This is a genomic window from Anabaena sp. CCY 0017 (assembly GCF_963920885.1).
GTDB lineage: Bacteria > Cyanobacteriota > Cyanobacteriia > Cyanobacteriales > Nostocaceae > Nodularia.
Map to the genome: position 1 here is coordinate 291923 of NZ_CAWUDG010000001.1, position 25881 is coordinate 317803.

A 25881-nucleotide genomic window follows, 5' to 3' on the forward strand; every position below is an offset into this window, starting at 1 on the left:
TAGAATTAGCTGGTATACAGGCAAAATTTACCTATGTGGGTGCAAAAAATTTTTAAAAACCTTACTACTCTTACTCAATTTTTAGACCATTAGACTATCCTAACACCATTTAGTTTTTAAAAATTAATATGAAGAAGAATGTATCAGATCAAACTGCTGACATCGCTCAAGAGTACCTGGAAAGAGAAAACAAGGATAAACAGGTACTCGCCTTACTGCTAGAGAAGTTTCTGGGTAAGAAAGACCAGATTCTAGTCCAAAAAACCGAGATGGGAGGTACAGAGGCTTTTGTTGGTTCTGTCACCTTGGAATGGTTGGCTGGTCGTGTTCACTTCGCCTCTGGTTTACCCTTACTTGAAAAAAAGTACAATCCAGACACTGGTAACATTGAAATTGACGCAGATAGCATTGATGAAATTCAGCAACGTCCCATTGACTGGACACGTCAAGCGCCTCTAGTACAATATTTAGCAGCGCGTAAAAGTCACAAATTCCCACCTGTACTGGTAGTAATTAATCAACCCTGGGTAGATAACCCCAAAGCGGCTGAGTGGGATAGTCAGGGAATAGCTTTAAAATCTACGACTGATTTCACCCCTCTAGATAAAGATGGTAAAGTTGGTCTGCTGAATATTTCTGAAGATAATGTGACAATTTATGCTTTGGATGGTCAGCACCGACTGATGAGTGTACAAGGGTTGATGGAGTTAATCAAAACTCGCAAATTGCAGCGCTATAAAAAAGATAAAACTGCTGACGATAACTTTATTACCTTAGATGATTTGAGAGATCAATACCAAGTAGACCTTGATTACTTGCAAACCTTACCCAAAGAAAAAATTGGGATTGAATTTATCTGTGCGGTTGCGGCTGGGGAAACTCGCACCGAAGCCAGACGAAGAGTGAGGTCTATCTTTGTTCATGTTAACTTAATGGCTGCACCATTGACTAAAGGTCAGTTAGCACAGCTAAATGAGGATGATGGGTTTTCCATTGTCGCTAGAAAAATTGCAGTTACTCATCCGCTTTTGGAACAACGAAAAGACCGCAATCCTCGTGTTAATTGGAATAGTGGGACAGTAGCATCTAATTCTACTGTTTTAACCACCTTGCAAGCTCTCCATGATATGTGTGAGCGCTATTTGGGGCAAAAGTTTCCTCACTGGAAACCGTTGGAAAAAGGCTTAATTCCCATGCGTCCAGAGGATGAAGAACTTGAGGAGGGAATTGCGGAATTTAGCCAGCTATTTGATAATTTAGCTAGCCTTCCCAGTTATAAGTTATTGGATGAAGAAGACACCCCAGCTTTGCGACGCTTTAGTTTTGAAAAAGATGGGGGGGAAGGAAATTTGCTTTTCCGTCCTGTTGCACAAGTGGCTTTAGCGCAAGCTTTGGGAATCTTGGTTTTTCAAAAAGGTTTTACACTAGCAAATGTCTTTAAGAAGTTGCGGAAATTCGACCAGCAAGGCGGTTTGAGTGGTATGGAGTATCCACAATCTTTATGGTATGGCGTTTTGTATGACCCCAATAAAAAGCGAGTCCAAGTTTCTGGACGGGAATTAGCGGCGAAGTTATTCATCTATATTTTGGGTGGAGTTCAGGATCAAATGGAACGTGCTGAACTGCGAAAGGCTTTAGCTGATGCGAGAACTACAGAAAATAAAACTATTGGTTTTGATGGTAATTTTGTGGAACCCAAGCAAGTAGGACTTCCACCAGTGCTGTAATTAGGCTTGAAATATATTTTGGCGATGCCATTGAAGTGCTTCCATTTCTGGAAAGTATTGTTCTGTATTTGGTAGAAGTATTTTTTCCCCATGAAAATCTTTCATAGGTTTAGCGTGAGGAGAAACTTCTGCCAAATCTTCGCTCACAATAATTTTGTATTGCTCATCTATAGTAAACCAACCACGGTCAAATGCCCAATGATGATTTTTACAGAGTGCTATTCCATTGTGAATTCTGCTGTCATAGAATTGGGAAAATGGTTTAATATGTGCGCCATCAACAATACTTTGATTTATAGTTTGAGATACTTTCAGTCCACAAAAAGCACATCTAGAATCATAAATATATACAATAGCTTTCCTGAAAAAAGCATTTCTAATTATTGCTCTTTTTAAGTTCCATTTAGGCTGATTTTGTAAATTGATTAACTTTTCGCTAAATGCTTCTGTTTCTAAACTTGTAGATTGAAAATTTTGATTTATTTTGAGAATGTCTCCTTCATTAGAAGAAAGCCAGGCTAAAACAAGTGAATCAATTAATTCTTTTCTGGAAATTTCATCTTGTATAAAATTAAATAATTCATCATCTAAATACGCATAATCAACATCTTCTCTTAGTTTAGGAATAGTTTGAGAACGACCCCCATCATATTCAGAACTATATTTGAGATGCCAAAATTTACATTTATCATTTTTTAAATGAAAAAAAGGCAAAGCAAAATCACTGCCTTTAAAAGAATCTGCTGTAAATATATTCCAATATTTTCTAAAAGTATCAATTAGTTCATCTGAAACACGAATGCATTTATCCTGTATGATATTTTGTGTAACTAAGTCAATTATAGATAAAATTAATATAGGCTTATTGAGAGCATCACCTTTCTTTTGGCTTTTGTATACTTTAAGATTAGCAAAGCAATCACAATAATACGCCAAATTTCGTTTTCCTGATGGCTGTTTATCTTTATTCATGATTTTCTGAATTAATAGGTATTTTTGAACTTTCTATAAAATCATCATATAAACTTCCTCAAATCAAATTCTTCTTCCTCATAATCATTTTGAAATCTTTGAGAACTTAAAACCAATAACAATCTCTCTGAATAGTCTACTGCTCCCCTTAACTCTTGCTGTAATATTTCTAGCCCACCATTAGCATATTCTTCAAAAATATAATTACGTTTTTCGTTATGATTATCTTCATTAAAAGATAAAATTTTGATATCTTTAGTTTCAGTAATTGATAATAAATTGACAACTGTATCATATCCTCTGACAATAAATTGTTCTTGAGGAATGGGCGAAGGTTCTCGTTTAGAAATTTCCACCAGAGGTACTCGCTTTTTATGCTTTGCACCCAAAGCAGCTGCAAACACAATCACATCAGCAAACGTTTGAAAAGGTCCCGTTCCCCCATCTGAAGTTGTTAAATCTTTAACTAATTGAGCCTTATCTTTAGCAACCCTGATTCTACCAGTTTCCGCCATAATAATGATATCTATATTGTGACCATTTTAACCGAATATTAGAAGCGATCGCCTATTCCCCTCTCTTCTCTGTGTTCTCTGCGCCTCTGTGGTTCGTCAACTCCACATCCTCATAAACCAGAGATAGAGGAAAGCGAAAATCAACACTAGTTAAATGAACCTCATCCCCCTCAGAGTAAGGATGTAACTCCCATAAACCCCTATCATTCAATCGAAAACAATCCAAACTCATTTTTTGAGCATCAATCAGCACATACTCTTGTAAAGTTGCTATCCGGCGATACTGCGTAAACTTACCCCCTCTGTCGTAAGCTTCCGTACCTGGGGAAAGAACCTCAACAATCAGACAAGGATACTGAATAAACTTAATAGCTTTTTTATCCCTGGGATGACAACTAACAACAACATCTGGATAGTGAAATGGACCATTTTGCGATACACCTACTTTTGCATCTGCAATATTGACACGACATCCTCCCCCACGTAAGTGTCCTTTTAACGCCGAAGCCAAGTTGAAAGCTATATCATTATGAGGAATAGTCCCTCCAGTCATGGCGAAAACTTCACCATTAATATATTCGTGCTTAACCTCCTGCGTCTCCTCCCATTCCAAATACTCCTGGGGAGACATATAAATTTGTTCTCGACTAGCAATCATAACCCTACCTCAAAAACAACCACCCATCTTAACTTTACCTCTTCCCTCCGCGCCTCTGCGTGAGAAATTCACCCCTGTGTCCTCACAGTCAAAACCTGCGGTGGAGTAGCATCAGGAGGATACAAAAAATCCACTTGAACTTGTCGCCTCTCTCCCCCTTGCATTTCCAACCTCAGCAAAGGTTCACCAGTTTGTCCCCGTCGCTGTACCAAATGCACATAGCGGGTTCTTTCCACGCCATTATCATCGGGATAACGCACCCTCACCGTTCCCCGAAAAAATACCTGTTCCACCCGTGGCTTTAAAAACAGTAACCTATCACTTCCCCCTTCATCCTTCACAGGAGTTTGAATAGATACAGTTACAGTCCGGGTTTGACTGCTAGAATTACGTAAAGGCAAACTGAGATTGTATTCTATGCCATAGTTACTGTGAGCATAATAAGCCGTATCAGAATAACGTTTCAGCATCGGCGCACTTTGAATTTGCCCAGTACTGAGAGTAACTAAATGTATAGTCGCCAAAGGATAAGAAAACGCCTGTCCTCGCTGCGGTATCGTCAAATCATACACACTAGAATTATCTGTTATTTGGGCTTGCCATTGCGTCCCTTGGGAGACACCAGCCACCCGACTAAATACTGTTGGTTCTCTGGGCGGGTCGAGAGGCGTAGGAATAGCATCGCGCTTTCCTGCTAAACTGCCAGTATCCAGAAGCCTTTGCCACTGGGCTAAACTGGGCGCAGTACTGCTACTCTGAGATAATTTTGCCATATAAAGCGGGCGATCGCTCTCCAATCTGATCATCGTACTGCGACCACTAGAAGATGGAGACTGTACTGAAATCGGTAAATTTGCTAAAATCTGACTTTTCCCTGGTTCTATGACCAATCTTTCTGGAAAATTAGCTTGTCTCACCCCCCGCAACACATCATTCATAGTCCGACTACCAGGGCCAGAGTAAACTGTACTTTGGGGATTATCTACCATATCTGGCAGACTGATAAACGGTGATTCCCTAGTAAGATAACTAGCAGCTTGTAATACTTGCAATGTTGCAGGTTGATTTCCAGGATTATGGACAATGATACCTTGGTAAACCGTGCGGCTTTGAGATGGTGTTTCTGCCCTGACGATATGATGGGCGAAGACATCAAATCTGCCTTGAAAGGGATAATTTAAATGTGCTTCTGGTGTTTGTTTCCCATCTGGGGGAAACGTTGATAGTAAAATGCCATCAGTTGTCACCAATTCGGGGCTATTACTGTTAAATGTGGGAATAAGATTTAGTTTTCCTGGTAAACGGCGCACCTCTTGGGGATGTACTTCTATTCCGGCAATATATTCTGGGGGGACACTGTAGATATTTAACGCCCGACACATTAAAGTGGCAACTTCTCCCCTGGTAGCACTTTGCAGGGGTTTTAGCTGTTTAATGTTAGGATAATTAACAATAATACTATTAATTGCCCCTTGAGCGATCGCACTTTGAGCATAGTTAGGAATTTGCGCCGCATCATCAAAATACTGTTGTAATGTTTGCGCTGGGTTAGGTACAGAGTTATAATTTTTCGCCCCAGCTAGCACACCGATAATTTGCGCCCTGGGAATTGCTTGATTTGGTTGAAAAATTTGCCCTGGATAACCAGCAAAGAATCCTTTTTGATAAGCTCTAGCGATGGCTTGATTTGCCCAATGATTGGGAGGTACATCTTTAAATATAATGCTTGGGCGCTGTATTGGTGCGTCGGGGAAAGCATTTAACATTAATACAGCTGCTTCGGCGCGGGTGACGGTTGCATTAGGGCGAAAACTTCCGTCGGGGTAGCCTGTAATTAGTTTGCGTTCTCCTAATTCTTGAAGACAATCTTTTCCCCAGTGGTTTTGGGTGTCAAGGAAGGCGAGGGTGTGGGTGTGGGATAAGGTTAGGAGAATGGTGAGTGTTGCTAGGGTATATTGGTTCATGATTGTTTCACGCATCAGCGAAGCGAAGTACGAAGTACGTTAGGCGCAAAGGCGCAAAGAAGAGAGGAAGAAGAATTACGAATTACGAACTACGAATTACGAATTACGAATTACTTCGATGATTTCGGTGTATTCAAATTCGTTGGGACTTTGCTTGACTAAGGGGTATCTTTGTCCTGCTAATTGGATATAATTTTGTTCACAATCTGGTTTTGAGGAATAATAGGTAAGTACGTATTCTCTACCTATTCTTTCTGTCATTTCTGCTTCTACTTCACCTCGCCATTGAGTTTTACTGGCTAAGACAATTAATTGGTTAGCTAATTTGGGAATTGTCCCCGCTATATGTCTCCGTGACATTTCATCTAAGCTGCCAAAGGGGGAATCCATAACAATAGGAAATGTGCTACTGTCGGGAAGCATCATCATTTTGCGCTTTTGACTCCACTCTCTCACTTTATCAATGATGCTGGCAATAAAGGATAAGCTGAGAATTTGATTTTCTCCTGTGGAAGCTGCAACTGGTGCTTCTATTCCCGCAGTATGTTCTACTAAGGTTAATTCATATTTTTCGCTGATTTTGGGAATATATGGTTTGACTGAAAGCTGATTGAATATCTCCTGGACTCGTTTTTCTAGTTGCAGACGAAATTGTTTTTCTTGCCGATTTTTAACTTCGGTTAACCGTTCAATTGCATCTTGAGTCGCGTTAATGCGTCGCTGTGCTAATATTTGTCTTTCTTCATTCAGTTTCTGCTTAGATATTTGTTTACCTAAAGCATCAATTTCTGTTTTTAATTGAATAATTTTCTGCTGGTTTGCACCTTGTTCTCGATTTAATTCATCAATTTTGCTGGAAATTTCATCTAAGCGTTTTTGTAAACTGCTAATTTCTTCATTCGCATCTTTTCGCAGTTTGTCTTGAAGGTTATCTAATTCACCTTCAACTTGGGATATGGTTTCTCTTAACTGCTTAATTCTGGCTTGTTCTCTATCAACTTCTTCCCAAAAAGCCGCAGCTTGTTTATCAATTTCATCGACTTGAACACCCATGCGAATAGCGGTTTCTTCAACGGCGGAAGAACCAGCTTTATCTAGCCAAGTTCGGACACTTTCATGATTATCAGTACCTGCGCTTAAGTCTGCACCACAAATACAGCGTTGAGTTTTTAATAATTCATTGACAAATTCCCGCGAAATTCCAGAGGTTAACTCACCTCGCTGTTTTAAATCATCAATTATTTTCCGAAATTGTGATGTTGTCTCCCCCAGTAAAACTGTATAACCCCGTGAGGAAATTATTTTTTTCAGGGCTTCTTTATTTTTCTTGAATGCTTCCTGGTTTTCGGCTTTCTGCAATTCTAAATTTTGCCACCTGTCTTGTAATTCTTTAGCCGCAACCAGTTCTAACAAACGGTTACTTGTCTCTTTTTTAAACGTTTGTTGATATTCTAACTCTTGTTTAATTTCTGTTTGGCGGTTGGTGAGGCGTTCACTTTCTTGTTCTATCTGTTCTTGCTGTTTTAGCAGTTTCTTAGTTTCTGCATCACCAATGGCTTTCAACTCATTCTCTAAAGTTTTTTTCGCCTCTCCTAAATGTCTAATAGAACGGTTAATTACTTCCACACCCAAGAAAATCTTAGTAGCTTCCGCAATTTCAGCTTTTTTATCAGAACGCACGATTTCTTCTATGCGTTCACCGTCAAAGAAAAAATATTGATGTAAACTTGCAGGTAAAATTTGATTAATAATATCATCTGGTTGTTGTGGTGGTAAATACCATTTCCCATCATCTTCACCTACCCACATCCGTAACTCGGTTTTACCAGCTTCAAAGTCGCTGTCATTTTTATAAACCCGACAGGAACGTTTAACTTTGTAGCGTTTACCTTCGTGTTCCCAGCCAACTTCTACCCAACATTCTACCGGTTGTCCTTTTTGGGCTTCAGCTATTGAACGTTTATTAACTAGCTGTTCGGCGGAGGCGAAAGCTGCACTAAATTTTTCATATAATACCCAAGTGAAGGCATTGAGTAAACTGGTTTTTCCAGAACCGTTATTACCATGAATAATTGTGGTGTTCAGGGTATCTCCTACAGCAAGCAGTATTTCTGGGGTTGTACCATAAAAGGAGCGAAAGTTGCACAGCTTAATTGAAGTTAGCTTCATTGCACTTCTTCCTTGACAATATCTAATATCTCTTCGTTAATATGGCTATTGATTTTTTTATCTAGTCTGCCTTTTTCCAATTTCCAAACTCGCTCAATAATCTGTCGCACTTCTGGCGACGCACTAGAAATTGGTTCCTGCACATCTTCAATATTTGTGTCTGGGAGCATTTGGCGGCTTTTCAATAGGTTTTCTTTATATTTTAGCTGCTATAAGTCCTGCATTTACATCAGTGAAGGTACTATTACTCTCGGTTTTAGGTATTGCGGAAATTTTTGCAGTTTATTGGGCAAAAAAGAATGCTTGATTTTGAGTGTTGGTTGTGGTAGATTAAAGATGGATTTACTTTATAATCGGGCATAAGGTAAATTTTTAAAGCAAACTACATCCAATTATAATTAACCTTAATATTATTCTCCCACACTTTCTGCTATTTACTACAAATTTTTTTTGAAGAGGAACGAACCGCCAAGGCGCATTCGCGTAGCGTCTCCCCTTGGGAGAAGAACGCCAAGGAAGAGGAGGAAGAGGAAGTATTATCAAATATCTAATAATCCGTAACGTTTTTGTAGGTTGAGTAGTTTCATTCTAGCTTCGCCTGCGTTATCGGCTAAGTCGGCAAATTCTACGAAGCGGCGTAGTTCTTTTTTTAATAGGTTGCGTTCTATTTCTATGGTTTCTCTATCTAGGTCTGGTGGTAAGACTATCATATCGAATATGGTGGCGCGTTCTTTACCAATGTGAGGACGTAATACTCTCCCCCGGCGTTGTATGAATTGGCGCGGGTTTCCAGAACTTGATAAAATTACGGCTGTTTGAATGGCTGGTATATCCACTCCTTCGTCTAAACAGCGAATTGCGACTAAACCCTGTAATTCTCCACTTTCAAATTGACGGCGTAAGGTTTCTCTTTCTTTGAGGGAGGTGTGGGCTGTGTATGTGCTGACTCTATATCCTAAGTCTACACCGAGTATTTTGGCTACGGCTTTGAGTTGACGCAAGGACGAACGTTGTCCGGTTTCTTGGGAACCATCGCTACAATAAAATAATGTGTGGGTGCTTTCTCGCCGAGTTGTCATTAATTCTCGCAAAGCGGTTAATTTATTCTCTGCTGTGCCAATTAATCTGGCGCGTTGCATTAATAAGGGTTTTAAGTCTTCGTTGTCTTCAAAGTTTCTGGCTGCGCCATTTTCTCGTTCTCTATATAATAGAGCGCGCCCAATCTTTTTTGTTAACTTTAAATAAGCAATGCTTTCGACCTCGGTCAGTTCTACAAGTATGGGATAATACAAATAATGTACTAAAGCCCCTTGAGCGATCGCATCCTTTAAGTTAAACTCTGGTTGTAGCACTGAACCAAAGTAATCAAATAACGATTGCGTCCCATAGTCATCAAAATACCTTTCTGGTGTCGCTGATAAAGCCAGTCGCAACCCTACCCGACGCGGTAAACTTTCCTCTAACTTCGGTGCGCCTAAATTATGCGCCTCATCACCAATAATTAATGTTTTGGGGGGAAAATACTTAAGTTGGGACTGAAAACCATCACCAATTAATGTCGAGTTGGTAGTAATTACCGTGACAAAGTTTTGCGAACCGGAACGCAGATTATACAGTTGGGTAGAGAGTTGACTTTGCCAAGTGCGTAAATTCTCGAAAGCTAAGATAGGCTGTAAGTTAAACTTCTCACATTCTCGCGCCCATTGGGTGACAAGATGACGATAAGGACACACCACCAATAACACTTGTAAGTTAATTTGCTGGTATAATTCACAAGCGATCGCTAAAGCTGTAATAGTCTTACCACTACCAGTAGCCATTTTCAGCGTCCCTCTACCATTGTTAGCAAACCAGCTAGTAATAGCCTGTCGCTGATATGAACGTAATTGCAGAGATGCAGGCAAAATTGGACATCCTGGTAATGGTTGACGAGTTTGATAACTCCCCTGACGTTCCCGAAAAAATGGAACTTTCAGCCTAAAAGTAGACCGTTCCTGTACTAAATAATTAATCATTAGTTATAAGAAATTTATAATCTTTTACCCAATACCCAGTAGGGGACGGGTTTACAGACATCATTCAACATGAACGAGGATATTCTAAACCCGCCCCGACGACCCATTCAATAATTGCGCCAAACTCCCACCAGAGAACCCTGCACCTGGACTTGTGTAGCGAGTACCTCAATAGGCTGATACTTAGAATTCGCAGGCTTGAGGGTGACGCGATCGCCTTGGCGATAAAAACGTTTTAAAGTAGTACCGTATCCATCAACTCTCGCAGCGACGATAGTACCATTTTTTAACTGATCTGGTTCTAAGACTGGATGCAGAAATACCAAATCGCCATCAGCAATTAAATCCTCAATCATGCTATCGCCAGCTACCCGTAAACCGTAGCTTTGGGGAGGTAAAGAAATATTAGAAAAGTCTAAATGGTCTATAGCATCAGTAAAAGGTTCAATTAAACCACCAGCCGCAATTGTGCCTAAAATTGGAATACCTTGTTTAACAGGATGCAAAATCCGAATCGTTCGCGCCTTACCTTCATTCCAGTCTATATAACCTTTGGTACGTAAATGCTCTAAACGACTTTGAATCGGTGCAGGCGATTTCAGCTTCATTGCTTCCATCATTTGCCGAATAGAAGGAGAATACTGATGAATTTTGATATATTCTACCAACCAATCGTATAATTCTTGTTGAGCTTCTGTGAGACGTTCCATAAATTTATTGGGAATTAAATACAAATGTCTTTAGAACATTAGTACTACAAAAAATCCCAGATAACAAGATAAAAGTAAAAATATGAAAGGCAAAAGCAAGACAAATCTCTTTACTTCTGCCCGATAAATTTTTACTCTGCGCCTAAAATACCCGCCAGTAAAGCTTTTTGGGCGTGTAAGCGATTTTCGGCTTGTTCCCAAACTCGCGACTGAGAACCTTCTAGAACTGCTTCGGTAATTTCTTCACCACGATGGGCTGGTAAGCAGTGTAAAACAATTGCCTCTGGGTCTGCAAGACTTAATAACTCTTCGGAAATTTGGTAAGGCTGGAAAATTGGCAAGCGATTATCAGCTTCGGTTTCTTGCCCCATACTTGCCCAAACATCACTATAAAGCACAGCAGAACCCTTGGCTGCTAATTCTGGGTCATGAGTCAGCATAACTTCAGTTTGATCACCTGCGATGGTTCGTGCTTGTTCTACAATGCCCAAATCAGGTTCATACCCTTTAGGGGTAGCAACTCTCACATTCATTCCTGCTAAAGCGCACCCTAGCATCAGAGAGTTAGCGACATTATTGCCATCACCAACGTAGGTCAAAGTTAGACCAGAGATATCACCAAAGCATTCTTGAATGGTCAATAAATCAGCTAAAATCTGACAAGGATGTTCTAAATCAGTCAGTGCATTAATTACAGGAATCTTGGCGTAACTAGCAAAAGTTTCCAAATCTTGCTGTGCAAAGGTGCGAATTGCTAAAACATCCAAATATCGGTCTAATACCCGTGCGGTATCCTGTAAAGGTTCGCCCCGACTAACTTGAGTCACATTAGGGTTAAGATCAATTACCTGTCCACCCAATTGGTACATTGCTACTGTAAAACTGACTCGCGTGCGAGTGGAAGCTTTAGAGAACAACAAACCCAACACCTGATTGCAATGCAATTTCAACTCTTGTGATTTCAGTTGAGTTGCGAGTTGCAGGAGTTCTTGAAGTTCCTGGGGACTGAAGTCCGCTAGACTTAATAAATCTCGTCCTATCAACGCTGCCATGCTTCCGATTTGTAAAGAACAATCATCGATTTCTGTTCCTTGACCTAGCTGGGTCAAAAAAAGTACAGTTTTAAAGCTGTACCTCATATTTTTGCATCCAGTCCAGTATTTGAGTTAGTTTTTGCTATGGATATTAATTTAGCAACTTTACCAGTATTAAATTCACTAATATTTTCGGGTTGACTACGCTTTCATCACACCGTTAACTATAGGTTCCCCGGTCAGGATATCAATAAATATTTTTTTTGCCCTTGACTATAGACAACCAGATTATATATGCTAAAATAGGAAGTCGGTTAACGCTTTGAAAGCAATAACCATGCTCGCCAGCATAGCACAGTGGTAGTGCATCCGACTTGTAATCGGAAGGTCGTCGGTTCAAATCCGACTGCTGGCTTTGGATAAATTCGCACATTATATGTCGCAATAGCTGTTTTTTAGAATCAATTTAATTCTGTCGAGTTTTAGCAAATTAATGTCGTTCATACTAGAAGCTTTTGTGGCAGAGGCAAATGTATAATTGCAAAGTTTCCTGTTGATGCCCCTAAATCGAAAGTAATTAAGGTGCTTGAGGTTTTGGGATTTTCAATAGTCAGAGAAAAAGAACATATTTCTATGATTTAGACAGAATCCTGATGGCACAAATACTCTTTTAACTTTGCCAAATTATAAACTTATTAAAGGTTCTACCCTCAGAAGTATCTGCACTCAATCTGGTATTTCACGGGATGATTTTATTGCTGCTTATGAACAAATGTAGAAATATAGTGGCTTTCAATGCGGAGAGTTCAGAGATTTTGGCTGGTATTGGGGGGATGGTATGCAGTTGACAGTGGGTTGGGAGATTAAAACCAGGCGTTAATTCTGCCGTAAATTCAAATTCTTCGTCAATAATCACCGATTTTGAGAGTTACCTCCAATGGAACCCATTTATTAGGGAGGCTGAGGGTGAGATTAAGAAAGGACAAAAATTAACAGTTTTTATTCAGCCTTCAGAGAGTGGAGGAATGAAGTTTAAACCTATTATCTTAGAAGCCGAGGCAAATCGAGAACTGCGCTGGCGAGGTAATCTTCCCATCCCTGGATTATTTATAGGTGAGCATATTTTTACGATTAAACCATTAGACAAAAATCGAGTGTAATTCATTCACCGAGAAAATTTTGCTGATTTATTGATTCCCTGGATGAAAAAATGCCTGAATACAGATACTAATAAGGGTTTTCAATCAATGAATCAGGCGTTAAGAATCCCAGCATAAAGTATCACCTAGTTGATTCAAATAGGAACTATTGCATGGCTAATACAGACGCAAATCCAAAGCAGCCACTATTACCAGCGCTGAGGTCAAGAAACTATCGTCTGTTTTTTGCCGGACAAGGCGTTTCCTTGATTGGTTCATGGATGACACATATTGCCACAATTTGGCTAGTGTATTATTTAACAAATTCCCCAGTCATGTTGGGAGTTGTGGGATTTTCTAGTCAAATTCCTAGCTTTTTTCTTGCGCCTTTTGGGGGAGTTTTTGTAGACCGTTTTTCGCGATATCGGACTTTAATTGGGACACAAATATTTTCGATGATTCAGTCTTTAGCCTTAGCAGTGCTAGCGCTAACTGGTACGATTCAGGTATGGCATATCATCGGTTTAAGCTTATTTCAAGGATTGATTAACTCAGTGGATTCCCCCGCACGACAAGCATTTGTGCCGGAATTAGTGGAACGGAGAGAAGATTTAGCCAATGCGATCGCCATGAATTCAACTATGATTAATACAGCACAATTAATCGGCCCAGCTATTGGCGGTTTACTCATAGCCAGTATTGGTGCTGCTTATTGTTTTTTAATTGATGGTTTAAGCTATATTGCTGTCATCACTGCCTTATTGGCAATGAATATTAAACCCAGACAAATTGCAATAACAATTGGTAATCCTTTCCAAAAAGTGGCAGAGGGGTTTGTTTATGCTTTTAGCTTTCCAGCAATTCGCGCCATATTATTATTATCAGCCTTAATCAGTTTTATGGGACTGCAATACACGATTCTGCTGACAATTTTTGCAGAAGACATCCTCAAAGGTAGTGCCGAAACATTGGGATTTTTGATGACTGCATCGGGGGTTGGAGCCTCATTTGGTGGTATTTATCTAGCTACACGCAGAACAATACTCGGACTTGGTAAATTAATTGCCTTAGCACCAGGAATTTTAGGAATTGCTCTTATTGCCTTTTCTTTATCTCGGTTTTTATCACTTTCCTTATTCATCATGCTGTTTGTTGGCTTGGGAACAATTTTACAAATCGCTGCTAGCAATACATTTCTGCAAACAATTGTTGAAGATGACAAACGGGGGCGATTGATGAGCTTATACACAATGTCCTTTTTAGGAATGTTACCGTTAGGAAATCTAGTAGGTGGCTTCTTAGCCAATCAAATTGGCGCTCCCAATACATTAATTATTAATGGAATAGTTTGTATTTTAGGGTCTATATTGTTTTACAGAAAACTCCCTGTATTAAAACAAGCTATCAGTGCATTTTATGAGCAAAAAAGCATTGTATTAATAAAAAATACTTCCAAGTAACTATTTTTATAGGTGTACAGCCATCGACAGAATACAGACTATTTGAGAGTAAAATCCTCTAGAAACTGAATTTCAGGAAATTTCAGTTTCATCGGCTGTTTTTAACCGTTGCAAAATTTGCTCTATTTGAAAAACTCTTTCATTTCTACTTTGTGATTTAAAGATATCTAAAGCTTGTTCTAAAGCAGCTATTCCCTCATTTTGTTGATTGGTTTGTAAAAGTGCCACGGCTGAATTAGCCAGAGCATCGGCATATTTAGGGTTAATTTCTAAAGCTTTCTGATAAGCCGCAATAGCTTCTTCCCAACGACTTTGACTAGCATAAACAATACCAATACCGTTGTAAGCTAGAGCATAATTGGAATTGAGGCGAATGGCTTCTTGATAAGCCTTAATAGCCTCTTCTGCCTTGTTTTGTCGAAACAACACATTCCCCAATTCAAAGTGTCCAAAGGCGTGTCTGGGGAATCTCTTGATTAATTTACGGAGGTTTTCTTCTGCACCTGTGAAATCGCCCTGACTAGATAAAGCATTAGCTTGTTGTATGAGTTGCGATCGCTCTTCTTGTTGTGAACCGCCAAATTGAGCTAGTTTTTCAACTCTATTGTTGACACGTTCTTGTGAAATCAACTGATTAGTCAAATTTCCAGGATGCGCTAATACTAATGGTGATAGAGCAACTGTAGTGATGATACTCAGCGTTATGTAGCTCAGGGTAGGAACAAATGCTGATTTCATGGGCTATTTACCTCAATAATGTTCTATAGGTTCAAAATGAGTAGATATGGAGTAGGAAAGAAGAATCACCGATGAACCTCACTCCCAACCCCTCTCCTTCTCCCAAAGGGAGACGCTACGCTAAAGCAAGGAGAGGGGAGACTTAGACGCAAGTTAAAGATGGTCTGGGGTAAAAAAATCGATTTGCAGGTTATTTAAGCACCTTCGCGCAATTTATCTAAAACACTGCGATCTTCTAAAGTAGAAGTATCACCAGATATCTCTTGACCGGATGCTAAATTCCGCAACAAGCGCCGCATAATTTTACCCGATCGCGTTTTGGGCAAAGCATCCGTAAAGCGAATTTCTCCCGGACGAGCGATCGCCCCAATTTCTTTAACAACGTGCTGCTTGAGTTCCTTACTCAGTTCCTCACTAGCTTGATATGTTCCCTCTAAAGTCACAAAAGCTACAACCTCCTCACCCTTAATTTCATCTGGCTTACCCACTACCGCAGCTTCCGCCACAGCTGGATGAGAAACTAACGCTGATTCGACTTCCATTGTTCCCAAGCGGTGTCCTGAGACATTCAAGACATCATCAACCCGACCCATTACCCAGAAATAGCCATCTTCATCTTGTCTCGCACCATCACCAGCAAAGTAGATATAGTTACCATCTTTGGGGGGGATATGTTCCCAATAAGTGCGACGGAAGCGTTCTGGGTCATTATAAACTGTCCGCATCATCCCCGGCCAGGGATAACGCACTGCTAAATAACCACCTTCGTTGTTAGGGACGGTATTACCTTCTAAATCGACGATATCTGCAAGAATACCAGGGAAGGGCAGAGTTGCTGAACCTGGTTTGGTGGCAATGGCTCCGGGTAGTGGTGTAATCATAATACCGCCGGTTTCTGTTTGCCACCAAGTATCCACAATGGGACAGCGTTCACCACCAATTATTTTGTGATACCACATCCAGGCTTCTGGGTTAATTGGTTCACCGACTGTTCCTAACAAGCGCAAGGAAGATAAATTACGGGATTTGGGATGGTGTTCACCCATCTTGATAAATGCCCGAATTGCCGTAGGTGCGGTATAAAAGATATTTACCCCATATTTCTCAATTACATCCCAAAAGCAGCCAGGATTAGACGCACGGGGCGCACCTTCGTACATTAAAGTCGTTGCACCATTGGAAAGGGGTCCGTAAACGATGTAGCTGTGTCCAGTAATCCAACCGACATCGGCAGTACACCAGTATACATCTGTCTCTTGCAGGTCAAAGATCCATTTGGTGGTGATATGGCTATACAAGTTATAACCAGCAGTGGTATGCACAACACCCTTTGGTTTGCCGGTGCTACCAGAAGTGTAGAGAACAAATAGCATATCTTCGCTGTCCATCGGTTCCGCCGGACAATCGGCTGATACGCCTTTTTGTAAATCATGCCACCAATGGTCACGCCCTGGTTCCATGTGTGTTTCTTGACAGGTGCGTTTAACTACTAGCACATCTGTAATGGAAGGGACAGCGTGATCTGCTAAGGCTTTATCTACTTCTGCTTTGAGAGGAACGATCGCATCTTTACGCCAACCACCATCAGCAGTAATCACTATTTTAGCTTCGGCATCGTTGAGGCGATCGCGCAAAGCTTCGGCACTGAAACCACCAAATACGACGCTGTGGGGTGCGCCAATTCTCGCACAGGCTAACATCGCGATCGCCGCTTCGGGAATCATTGGCATATATATCCCAATGCGATCGCCTTTTTTCGCCCCCAATTGCTTCAGCACATTGGCAAACTGGCACACTTCCCGATGTAATTGAGCATAAGTTAGTGTACGCGAATCGCCTGGTTCTCCTTCCCAAATCAGCGCCGCTTTATTTTTGCGCCAAGTAGTCAGGTGTCGATCCAGACAATTATAAGAAATGTTAATTTTACCACCGCCAAACCACTTAGCAAACGGTGGTTGCCAATCTAGCACCGTGTCCCATTTTTGGAACCAATCTAATTCGGTTTCGGCTAATTCTGCCCAAAATTGCGGCGGATTAGCTTTAGCCTTGGCGTATAATTGTTGATATTCTGCCAAACTTTTGATTTGGGCGTTTTGGGCAAATTCGCTGCTAGGAGGGAATGAGCGCTTCTCTTGTAGGATTGATTCTATCGTTGGCTGAGACATAACTAACCTTTGTCTGTAATAGCGTTGTGACTGATAACTATCTTGTACTGAAATTTATGCAGGATTGCTTTGAATTTCATTAAGAGATACAGTATTTTAGGCATAAGTAATTCCACACCCAACTGTTTTGGTATGGCAATTAGCCCAAAATTCTGATATCCTGCCCAGGATAGAATAGAATATACAGTCTATGGTGCATTGTTTTTTTACAAGACATTTACCACTGCATTTAGTTATAAAGTATTCACCAAAGCGTTAGTTATTGAAAGTAGGGCATCGTTTGCAAGCACAAGAGATTAAGGATCAGTTAAAACACCTTATCGAGCAAGCTTCCTCGATAGACCCTAACTTGTCGAAAAAATTAGATGAAATTAATCGGTGGGTAAAAAATACTAGGCCAGGTTCCTTGACTGCGAAACCATTTGTCCTCGCCTTTCTCCTAGAAGTCATCACAGACTCTACCATTTGGCTGATGATTAAATCATCATCTTCTGAAGCAGAACAAAAAGCTAAGTTCGAGCAGATGACCCCAAATGAGAAATATTGGTATGGCTGTCTTTTTCCCAGATGGATAAATGCTAATGACTCCAAATTTTACATTTGGAAACAAAAACTCATGGCTGGGGAATTTAATCAGGAAGATGATGATATCATTAAAGCAATAGCCCAAGATATTGTGCAGCGTGAAGGTAGTGTGTGGAAGCGTTATATTGCCGACCTGTCTATGGCAACGGATTTAATTGTTAGTAGTCGTCAGCACAAACCACTATGTATTCAAGTTACCAGTGTATCGGAAGAGTTTAATCATCAAAAGTATCATTTTTGGCAAAACACACTCCATTCATGGGAAATCGAGAGAGGAATATTTTTAAGTTACAATCCCAAAGATGCCAATTTCATTAAGCAGTTAGTCAACGTAGCACTGCACAACAGTGACTATCTTTCTGGTGGCAAGTATTTGAAGTTTGATTGATGCTGTCAACAGTTCAATACTTGAAGATTTGTGTTTTTACCCTACATACTCATCAGCTAATCACAGCTTTTATGGCTAACCGACAACAAACTCACAGCTACGAAACTTCTGTGGAAGAATTTGCTCAAGCTTTGACAACCGCCCGCCGAATGCAGCATGACTGGCTAACTTACGGGGTAGATTATGTTCATTTTTATGTTGAGGATGCAGATAGTAATTGGTTAGAGACTTGGGGTGATGATGAAATTTTAGGTAATAAGTTATTAGATGCTATTAAGGAGTTTTTAGTTAGTAGTGATGATGTAGCTATCCGAATCAGGCAAAATTTAGGAGAGCGTTCTTTGTTTGATTTAGCTGTAAATTTAGAAGTATGTTGGCGAATTGGCGAAAGTCGTGACAGGTTATGTTTGGTGAGAAATCTGTTAGCTGGTGAGGACAATGTTGATTTAAATAATGGGGAATTATTGAATTTAGCAGAGAGTCTGTTGGAAAAATTGGCAGAGTTTTCTGAGTAAATAGTTAAAGTTTCGTAGTGAGGACTTCAGTCCTCTCTATTTTTTTTAACGAACCGCCAAGTACGCCAAGGACGCAGAGGAAGAAGGAAGCATCTCATTTTGTGAGTGAACTTCATGAAACCTCACCCCAACCCTCTCCTTAGTAAGGAGAGGGAGCAGGAATAGGAATCTATATGAGTTCTACAATAAATTTATCAATTTACTATTTTTACGACGTTTACCGCCATGATATGAATAGATAGCCATTTTACAAGCTGTATGTCTATGTCTAAAGATTTGTTAAAGTCCTTTCAAGAAGCCTACCGCAACTTAGAATTGCTTCCTTTGTCCCAGGAGAAAGATTTGAGAGATTTCCGGGTTGATTATGGTGGGAATACTATTGATGAATTAGAACAGTTAGTGGAAGATAGCCCTAGCAGTGATGGCAAAATAATTTTTACGGGACATCGTGGTTGTGGTAAATCAACTTTGCTGGCGGAATTTAGCCGCAATATTCACGATAGATACTTTGTGGTGTTTTTCTCCATTGCCGAAACTATCGAAATGTCTGATGTAAATCACATCAATATTCTGTTTGCTATCGGTCTTAATTTAATGCTAGAGGCAGAAGCACGTCAAGTAAATATCCCTCAATCTACAAAAGATGCTTTAGAGAATTGGTTTACTACCCGCACCCGGACTGAAGCAAATAGCATTCAAGCTGAAGCAACTAGCGACAACAGTATATTAAAAGTACTTAGCACTAAATTAAAAGTAGATTCGACAATTCGCTACGAAATTAAACAGGAATTTGAACGCAAAATATCTGAATTAGTTGCTCAGTTAAATATTATCGCTGCATCGATTCAAGCAGCATATAAAAAAGATGTCTTAGTGATTATCGATGATTTAGATAAACTTGATTTGAGTGTTGTTAATCATATTTATAAGGATAACATTAAAGCCCTGTGTTTACCAGGGTTTCGGATTATCTACACAATTCCGATTGCGGCACTGCGAGAAACTGCACTCAAGCCAATTATTGAAAATGAAACAAATGACCAAGTTGTGGTTATGCCTGTTTTAAAATTATTTGCTAAAGGTGATAGTCGCCAGCCAGATGCACAACCACGTCAAGAAACATTTGATATTCTCTGTAAAATTCTACAAAAACGTATTCCCTCAGAGTTAATTGAACCGCAAATAGCCAAAAATATCGCTATAAATAGTGGTGGTGTCCTGCGGGAATTAATTCGGATTGCTAACGAATGTTGCCGAATTTGTTTGCGGTTAATTCGTCGCCAACCAGACGAAACTGTGGTGATTAATGCAGATATTTTAGACCAAGCAATTAATAAAATTCGCAACGACTTTTCTTTACCATTAGGTAGTGCAGAATATAAAATTTTGCAAAATACTTATCAAAACTTTAAACCCGAAGACCCCAAAGAACAAGAATTTCTCGATTTATTACATGGTTTGTACGTTCTGGAATATCGCAATAGTAAAAACTGGTATGACGTACATCCCATAGTAGTGGAATTGTTGCGCGATGAGGGTTTGATATGATGACAAATCCAGCATCAAATAATCTGGATGAGCAAAATCAAGACGCTTACGATGATTTAATTGTTTCCATTGAAGCTGGTGTGGGACGGTTAAATTTATTAATTGCAGTTTGCGATTATGAAAATTATCGTCAAGAAATTATTTCTCGTTATCAAGCGGAATTACAACCAGATATTCGTTGCTATCATGTTACTTTAGCACGAAATGAACCCAGTTTAAAAGCTGCAATTCAGCAATTAGTTGAAAGCGAAGAATATTTACAGCAACATCAACCCGCAGTAATTACAGTGACTGGTGTAGAACAACTTTATTTTTTGAGGCTAGGCGAGTCACAATCTGAACAAGAAAAGTTTTTTGGTTACTTGCAATGGACAAGGGAAGCACTCAGAGAATTTCCTTTTGCAATTGTGCTGTGGGTAACGAATCAGGTTTTAGTTAACTTAATTAAAAAAGCCCCAGATTTTTGGAGTTGGCGCAATGGAGTATTTCATTTTATCTGCAAGCCTAAAAATATTGTTCATGTTCAAGACTTTGAACAAATTAGGAATATATTAGAAAATGGTGAGTTGTCAAATTTAGATGATAGTAAATATTCGGGATTACCAATTGCCGATTTAGAAAGATTAGTTGAGCAGTTAGAAAAGCAAGATAATCACCAAGATCCAAAATTACTAATTAGTTTATATTCGCAATTAGGAAATATTTATAACCGACGACTAGATAAAGGAGAAGCACTAGATTATCAACAAGAAGAGAATCTAGCAATTAAATATTATTCGCAAGCGATTAATTTGCAAACCGAATTGGGTTTAGAAATCGATTTAGCAACCAGCCTCAACAACTTGGCAAATCTCTACTTTTCCCAAGGACGGTACGACCAAGCTGAACCCCTGTATCTCCAAGCTTTAGAACTCTGTAAACGCCTACTGGGAGACAATCATCCCGATGTCGCCTCCAGCCTCAGCAACCTGGCATATCTCTACGATTCTCAAGGACGCTATGACCAAGCCGAACCCCTGTTTCTCCAAGCTTTAGAACTTAGAAAACGCCTGCTGGGAGACAATCATCCCTCAGTCGCCACCAGCCTCAACAACCTGGCATATCTCTACGAATCCCAAGGACGCTACGACCAAGCCGAAACCCTATATCTCCAAGCTTTAGAACTAAGCAAACGCCTGCTGGGAGACAATCATCCCTCAGTCGCCACCAGCCTCAACAACCTAGCAAATCTCTACGAATCACAAGGAAGGTACGACCAAGCCGAACCCCTTTTACTGCGAGCCTTAGAACTGTTTAAACGCCTGCTGGGAGACAATCATCCCTCAGTCGCCACCAGCCTCAACAACCTAGCAAATCTCTATGACTCCCAAGGACGCTACGACGAAGCTGAACCCCTGTATTTCCAGGCTTTAGAACTAAGCAAACGCCTGCTGGGAGAGAATCATCCCTCAGTCGCCACCAGCCTTAACAACCTAGCAAATCTATACGACTCCCAAGGACGCTACGACCAAGCCGAAACCCTGTTTTTAGAAGCTTTAGAACTGAGAAAACATCTATTGGGAGACAATCATTTCCATGTCGCCACCAGCCTTAACAACTTAGCAGGACTCTACGAATCCCAAGGACGCTATGACCAAGGCGAACCCCTGTATCTCCAAGCTTTAGAAATTTGTCAGCAGGTGTTAGGTGATGATCATCCAACTACAGTGACTGTTCGCAAAAATTTAGCACATCTTCTGGCTAATTTGAGTGATAGTCCTCAGTCTGAAAACTTTGATAACAATCATATTTGATTTGGAAGCATCGCGAGGCTCAGATCCCCGACTTTTTGGAAAAGTCGGGGATCTTTTTTCTTTTTACCCGCAAAGTAAATGTTAAAACTTTTGGTGTATTGAATAATACTGAGAAATCCTTAACCGTAAAGCGATCGCCTGGATATCCTCCCCATGAGAATGGGGCAGCAACACGTTAAGCTGTATAAGAGTAGCATTTGGTTGCACTTTTCAGATAATTTTTATTTTTCTTGCTTGAGAAACCCGGAATGCTAGACCAAATTTTTGATTATCTTCACTTTCATTTCAGCGTAGAAGCCCCGATAGTGCTGCTAATCCTGGTTTTATTAGAGGCGGTGCTATCTGCTGACAACGCGATCGCCCTCGCTGCGATCGCCCAAGGATTAGAAGACAAGGAACTCGAACGAAAAGCTCTCAACTTCGGTTTAGTCGTTGCTTATGTGCTGCGAATTAGTCTGATTCTCACTGCCACTTGGATACAAAAATACTGGCAATTTGAGTTATTAGGTGCTGGCTATCTGTTGTGGTTGGTATTCCAACACTTTACCTCAGAAGAAGCCAAAGACGACCATCATCACGGCCCCCGGTTTAACTCTTTGTTGCAAGCCATCCCTGTAATTGCCTTTACAGATTTAGCATTTTCCTTGGATAGCGTGACAACTGCGATCGCGGTTTCTCAAGAAAAGTGGCTAGTCCTGACTGGTGCAACAATTGGCATCATCACCCTGCGATTTATGACCGGATTGTTTATCCGGTGGTTAGACGAATTTAAAAACCTCGAAGATGCCGGCTATATCACCGTGGCGTTTGTCGGTTTGCGTCTGTTAATGAGAGTCATCAACGAAAACTTAGTTCCACCAGAATGGGTCGTAATTTCGGCGATCGCGATAATCCTAGTTTGGGGATTCTCTGTGCGTAATGATATTGAAGTACCCGCAGTAGAACCAGAGAAAAGTGAGATGTCCAAATAAGGGTAAGGTGAGGGACGTGAAGTACCCCACCCCCTTGTAGAGACGCGATTCATCGCGTCTTAGATTGATCGCTTAAATTATTCTTGCAACCAAGGCGTTAAATGTGGTTGCCAACTAACCAATTCTTCCTCTTTAAACCACAAAGCTATTTCTCTCTGTGCAGTTTCCAAAGCATCAGAACCGTGGATCAGGTTGCGGCCAATGCTAGTGCCAAAATCGCCCCGAATGGTTCCAGGTTCTGCCGTTAAAGGGTTAGTAGCACCAATAATTTTGCGCGCAGAAGCCACAACACCATCACCTTCCCAAACCATCGCTACGACAGGGCCAGAGGTGATGAAATCCACTAAACTAGGAAAAAATGGTCGTTCCTTGTGAACATCATAATGCTGTTCAGCCAACTCGCGGCTGACTTTCATGAATTTCAAACCCACAAGAGTAAAACCTTTAGTTTCATAGCGACGGATAATTTCCGCTACCAGTCCACGCTGTACACCATCAGGTTTAATTGCTAAAAATGTGCGTTCCAAAGCTATCTCCCAAAACTTAATACGTTTTTTATCTAGTCATAGTTTTGATCCTTTGCTTCTTGTCTTGGAGATTTCACACCATTGACAAATGACAAATGACCAATGACTACTGACCAATCAGAGTTTATCTCAGAAATTATCTTTGAGTGCATATCCGTGGCAACTTGAATGCGTTAAATTGTTAATTCGTGGGTGCAAAACAGAGGTCACGACAAATGGGTGCTGAATCAACTGCTACATCTGAAGAGGTAGTCATGCCTTCCAATGGACATAAATCGGAATTGAAAAACCACAAGCAAAAAAAGCTGCTACCACCTAGTAACACTACAGGTGCTTTGCCTGGGTCTTGGAAAATTGAGGATAGCGAAGCCTTATACCGGATAGAAGGCTGGGGAGAGCCATATTTCTCCATTAACGCTGCTGGTCATATTACAGTTTCTCCCAAGGGCGATCGCGGTGGTTCGCTAGACTTGTTTGAATTAGTTAACGCCTTGAAGCAGCGTAACTTGGGACTACCGATGTTAATTCGCTTCTCCGATATTTTGGAAGACCGAATTGAGCGGTTGAATGCTTGTTTTAACAAAGCGATCGCCCGCTATAATTACCCAGGCGTATATCGTGGCGTGTTTCCTGTCAAGTGCAACCAAGAACGCCATTTAATCGAAGATTTAGTCAAATTTGGCAAACCGCATCAATTTGGCTTAGAAGCCGGTTCTAAGCCGGAATTAATGATTGCTCTAGCTTTGTTGGATACACCGGGAGCATTGCTAATTTGCAACGGCTACAAAGACCGGGAATACATCGAAACGGCAATGTTAGCCCAAAGACTAGGGCAAACCTCAATCATCGTCATAGAACAGGTTGAGGAAGTCGATTTGGTAATTGCGGCACACCGTCAGTTAGGTATTAAACCCATTGTCGGAGTTCGCGCCAAATTAAGTACCCAAGGAATGGGACGCTGGGGAACATCCACAGGCGATCGCGCTAAGTTTGGTTTGACAATTCCCGAAATCATGGGGGCTGTGAACAAACTCCGCGAAGCTAATTTGCTCGATTGTTTGCAATTGATGCACTTCCATATTGGCTCCCAAATCTCAGCCATCAATGTGATTAAAGATGCCATTCAAGAAGCCAGCCGCATTTATGTAGAGTTAGCCATGTTGGGGGCAGATATGAAATACCTCGATGTTGGCGGCGGTTTGGGTGTAGATTATGACGGTTCCCAAACCAACTTCTACGCCTCAAAAAACTACAATATGCAAAACTATGCTAACGACATCGTGGCAGAGTTAAAAGATACCTGTGCAGAGAGACAGATTCCCGTACCAACACTGATTAGTGAAAGTGGAAGAGCGATCGCCTCCCATCAGTCTGTACTAATTTTTGATGTTCTCAGCACCAGCGATGTACCCCTAGATTTACCAGAACCCCCACAAGAAGAAGAATCACCCGTAATCAAATACTTGTGGGAAACTTACCAATCCATCAATCAAGATAATTACCAAGAATTTTACCACGACGCAGCCCAATTTAAAGAAGAAGCCATCAGCCGCTTCAACTTAGGAATCCTGCGCCTCGAAGAACGAGCCAAAGCCGAGAGACTTTACTGGGCTTGCTGTCAGAAAATCCTCAATATCACCAGACAGCAAGAATACGTACCTGATGAATTGGAAGACCTAGAAAAAATCATGGCTTCCATTTATTACATTAATTTGTCAGTGTTTCAATCAGCACCAGATTGTTGGGCAATAGATCAACTATTTCCCATTATGCCCATACACAGACTAGACGAAGAACCTATACGCAGAGGAATATTAGCAGACCTCACCTGTGATAGTGATGGCAAAATCGACCGCTTTATTGACCTCCGCGATGTCAAATCAGTTTTAGAACTGCATACCTTCAAGCCAGGAGAACCCTATTATCTGGGGATGTTCCTCAATGGAGCCTATCAAGAAATCATGGGCAATTTGCACAACTTGTTTGGGAATACCAACGCAGTTCATATCCAGTTAACACCCAAAGGCTACCAAATCCAACACATCGTTAAGGGTGACACCATGAGCGAAGTTGTCAGCTATGTGCAGTATGACTCTGAAGATATGGTCGAAAGTATCCGTCAGCGTTGTGAAAAAGCCTTAGAAGAAAAACACATCACCCTAGCTGAATCTCAGCGATTGCTACAAACCTACGAGCAGAGTTTAGGGAGATATACTTATCTGAATAGCTAGAGGGAGAAGAGGCAGGGTGCAGGGGGGAAGAAGCAGGGGTGCAGGGTGCAGGGTGCA

Annotated in this window: 21 protein-coding genes and 1 tRNA gene; 10 read left to right on the forward strand and 12 right to left on the reverse strand. The window is 40.7% G+C overall.

Annotation, left to right across the window (positions count from 1 at the left end; genetic code table 11):
• Positions 1-128 precede the first annotated feature (128 nt).
• Positions 129-1727 carry a DGQHR domain-containing protein gene (locus ACM0OW_RS01285; RefSeq protein WP_414548228.1) on the forward strand — a complete coding sequence of 533 codons (1599 nt, stop codon included), beginning with the start codon at positions 129-131 and terminating at the stop codon, positions 1725-1727.
• Here ACM0OW_RS01285 and ACM0OW_RS01290 read toward each other — a convergent pair whose 3' ends face one another.
• From ACM0OW_RS01290 to argF, 9 genes are all read right to left on the reverse strand, one after another.
• The gene (locus ACM0OW_RS01290) at positions 1728-2699 is read right to left on the reverse strand and encodes an HNH endonuclease (RefSeq protein ID WP_414548229.1); all 972 of its coding nucleotides are present in this window, start codon (positions 2697-2699) and stop codon (positions 1728-1730) included.
• Between the two features lie 44 nt (positions 2700-2743).
• Entirely contained in the window at positions 2744-3214 is a 471-nt protein-coding gene (locus ACM0OW_RS01295; RefSeq protein WP_063872879.1) for a DNA phosphorothioation-associated protein 4, read from the reverse strand.
• 52 nt (positions 3215-3266) lie between these two features.
• Positions 3267-3872 (reverse strand): Uma2 family endonuclease, encoded by a 606-nt coding sequence (locus ACM0OW_RS01300; RefSeq protein ID WP_414548230.1) that lies wholly within the window; start codon positions 3870-3872, stop codon positions 3267-3269.
• A gap of 68 nt (positions 3873-3940) precedes the next feature.
• Positions 3941-5836, reverse strand: coding sequence for a DUF3370 family protein (locus tag ACM0OW_RS01305; RefSeq protein WP_414548231.1), 1896 nt, complete (start codon positions 5834-5836; stop codon positions 3941-3943).
• Between the two features lie 96 nt (positions 5837-5932).
• Positions 5933-8005, reverse strand: coding sequence for an AAA family ATPase (locus ACM0OW_RS01310; protein WP_414548232.1), 2073 nt, complete (start codon positions 8003-8005; stop codon positions 5933-5935).
• Entirely contained in the window at positions 8002-8175 is a 174-nt protein-coding gene (locus ACM0OW_RS01315; protein WP_006195413.1) for a hypothetical protein, read from the reverse strand. The genes ACM0OW_RS01310 and ACM0OW_RS01315 overlap by 4 nt, the downstream gene beginning before the upstream one ends.
• Positions 8176-8544: 369 nt before the next feature.
• Positions 8545-10020 (reverse strand): DNA phosphorothioation system restriction enzyme, encoded by a 1476-nt coding sequence (locus ACM0OW_RS01320; protein WP_414548233.1) that lies wholly within the window; start codon positions 10018-10020, stop codon positions 8545-8547.
• 107 nt (positions 10021-10127) lie between these two features.
• Complete coding sequence (gene lexA, locus ACM0OW_RS01325) at positions 10128-10730, reverse strand: transcriptional repressor LexA (RefSeq protein WP_414548234.1); 603 nt, start codon at positions 10728-10730, stop codon at positions 10128-10130.
• 131 nt (positions 10731-10861) lie between these two features.
• The gene (argF, locus tag ACM0OW_RS01330) at positions 10862-11782 is read right to left on the reverse strand and encodes an ornithine carbamoyltransferase (protein ID WP_414548426.1); all 921 of its coding nucleotides are present in this window, start codon (positions 11780-11782) and stop codon (positions 10862-10864) included.
• A gap of 325 nt (positions 11783-12107) precedes the next feature.
• Here argF and ACM0OW_RS01335 point away from each other — a divergent pair.
• The 3 genes from ACM0OW_RS01335 (at position 12108) to ACM0OW_RS01345 (ending at position 14363) form a co-directional block, all read left to right on the forward strand.
• Positions 12108-12179 (forward strand) — tRNA-Thr (locus ACM0OW_RS01335).
• Positions 12180-12789: 610 nt separating this feature from the next.
• Positions 12790-12924 (forward strand): hypothetical protein, encoded by a 135-nt coding sequence (locus tag ACM0OW_RS01340; protein WP_414548235.1) that lies wholly within the window; start codon positions 12790-12792, stop codon positions 12922-12924.
• A gap of 152 nt (positions 12925-13076) precedes the next feature.
• A complete protein-coding gene (locus ACM0OW_RS01345; RefSeq protein ID WP_414548236.1) occupies positions 13077-14363 on the forward strand; it encodes an MFS transporter in 1287 nt (428 codons plus the stop codon).
• Between the two features lie 72 nt (positions 14364-14435).
• On the opposite strand, the gene ACM0OW_RS01350 is transcribed toward ACM0OW_RS01345, so the two are convergent.
• Complete coding sequence (locus ACM0OW_RS01350) at positions 14436-15101, reverse strand: tetratricopeptide repeat protein (protein ID WP_414548237.1); 666 nt, start codon at positions 15099-15101, stop codon at positions 14436-14438.
• 194 nt (positions 15102-15295) lie between these two features.
• Positions 15296-17266 (reverse strand): acetate--CoA ligase, encoded by a 1971-nt coding sequence (gene acs / locus ACM0OW_RS01355; RefSeq protein WP_414548238.1) that lies wholly within the window; start codon positions 17264-17266, stop codon positions 15296-15298.
• A 280-nt stretch (positions 17267-17546) separates the two neighbouring features.
• Between acs and ACM0OW_RS01360 the strand changes: the two genes are divergently transcribed.
• The 5 genes from ACM0OW_RS01360 to ACM0OW_RS01380 all read left to right on the forward strand — a co-directional run bounded on the left by ACM0OW_RS01360 (position 17547) and on the right by ACM0OW_RS01380 (position 23066).
• Positions 17547-18239 carry a hypothetical protein gene (locus tag ACM0OW_RS01360; protein WP_414548427.1) on the forward strand — a complete coding sequence of 231 codons (693 nt, stop codon included), beginning with the start codon at positions 17547-17549 and terminating at the stop codon, positions 18237-18239.
• A gap of 71 nt (positions 18240-18310) precedes the next feature.
• Positions 18311-18754 (forward strand): hypothetical protein, encoded by a 444-nt coding sequence (locus ACM0OW_RS01365; RefSeq protein ID WP_414548428.1) that lies wholly within the window; start codon positions 18311-18313, stop codon positions 18752-18754.
• 264 nt (positions 18755-19018) lie between these two features.
• Complete coding sequence (locus ACM0OW_RS01370) at positions 19019-20302, forward strand: ATP-binding protein (RefSeq protein WP_414548239.1); 1284 nt, start codon at positions 19019-19021, stop codon at positions 20300-20302.
• The gene (locus ACM0OW_RS01375) at positions 20299-22095 is read left to right on the forward strand and encodes a tetratricopeptide repeat protein (protein WP_414548240.1); all 1797 of its coding nucleotides are present in this window, start codon (positions 20299-20301) and stop codon (positions 22093-22095) included. The genes ACM0OW_RS01370 and ACM0OW_RS01375 overlap by 4 nt, the downstream gene beginning before the upstream one ends.
• 248 nt (positions 22096-22343) lie before the next feature.
• Positions 22344-23066 carry a TerC family protein gene (locus ACM0OW_RS01380; protein WP_414548241.1) on the forward strand — a complete coding sequence of 241 codons (723 nt, stop codon included), beginning with the start codon at positions 22344-22346 and terminating at the stop codon, positions 23064-23066.
• Between the two features lie 77 nt (positions 23067-23143).
• Here the strand turns inward: ACM0OW_RS01380 and ndk are convergent, their stop codons facing one another.
• Entirely contained in the window at positions 23144-23593 is a 450-nt protein-coding gene (gene ndk / locus ACM0OW_RS01385; protein WP_414548242.1) for a nucleoside-diphosphate kinase, read from the reverse strand.
• Between the two features lie 215 nt (positions 23594-23808).
• Here ndk and speA point away from each other — a divergent pair, with 215 nt between their 5' ends.
• Positions 23809-25824: a biosynthetic arginine decarboxylase gene (gene speA / locus ACM0OW_RS01390; protein WP_414548243.1), complete on the forward strand. Its 2016-nt coding sequence runs from the start codon at positions 23809-23811 to the stop codon at positions 25822-25824.
• Positions 25825-25881 lie beyond the last annotated feature (57 nt).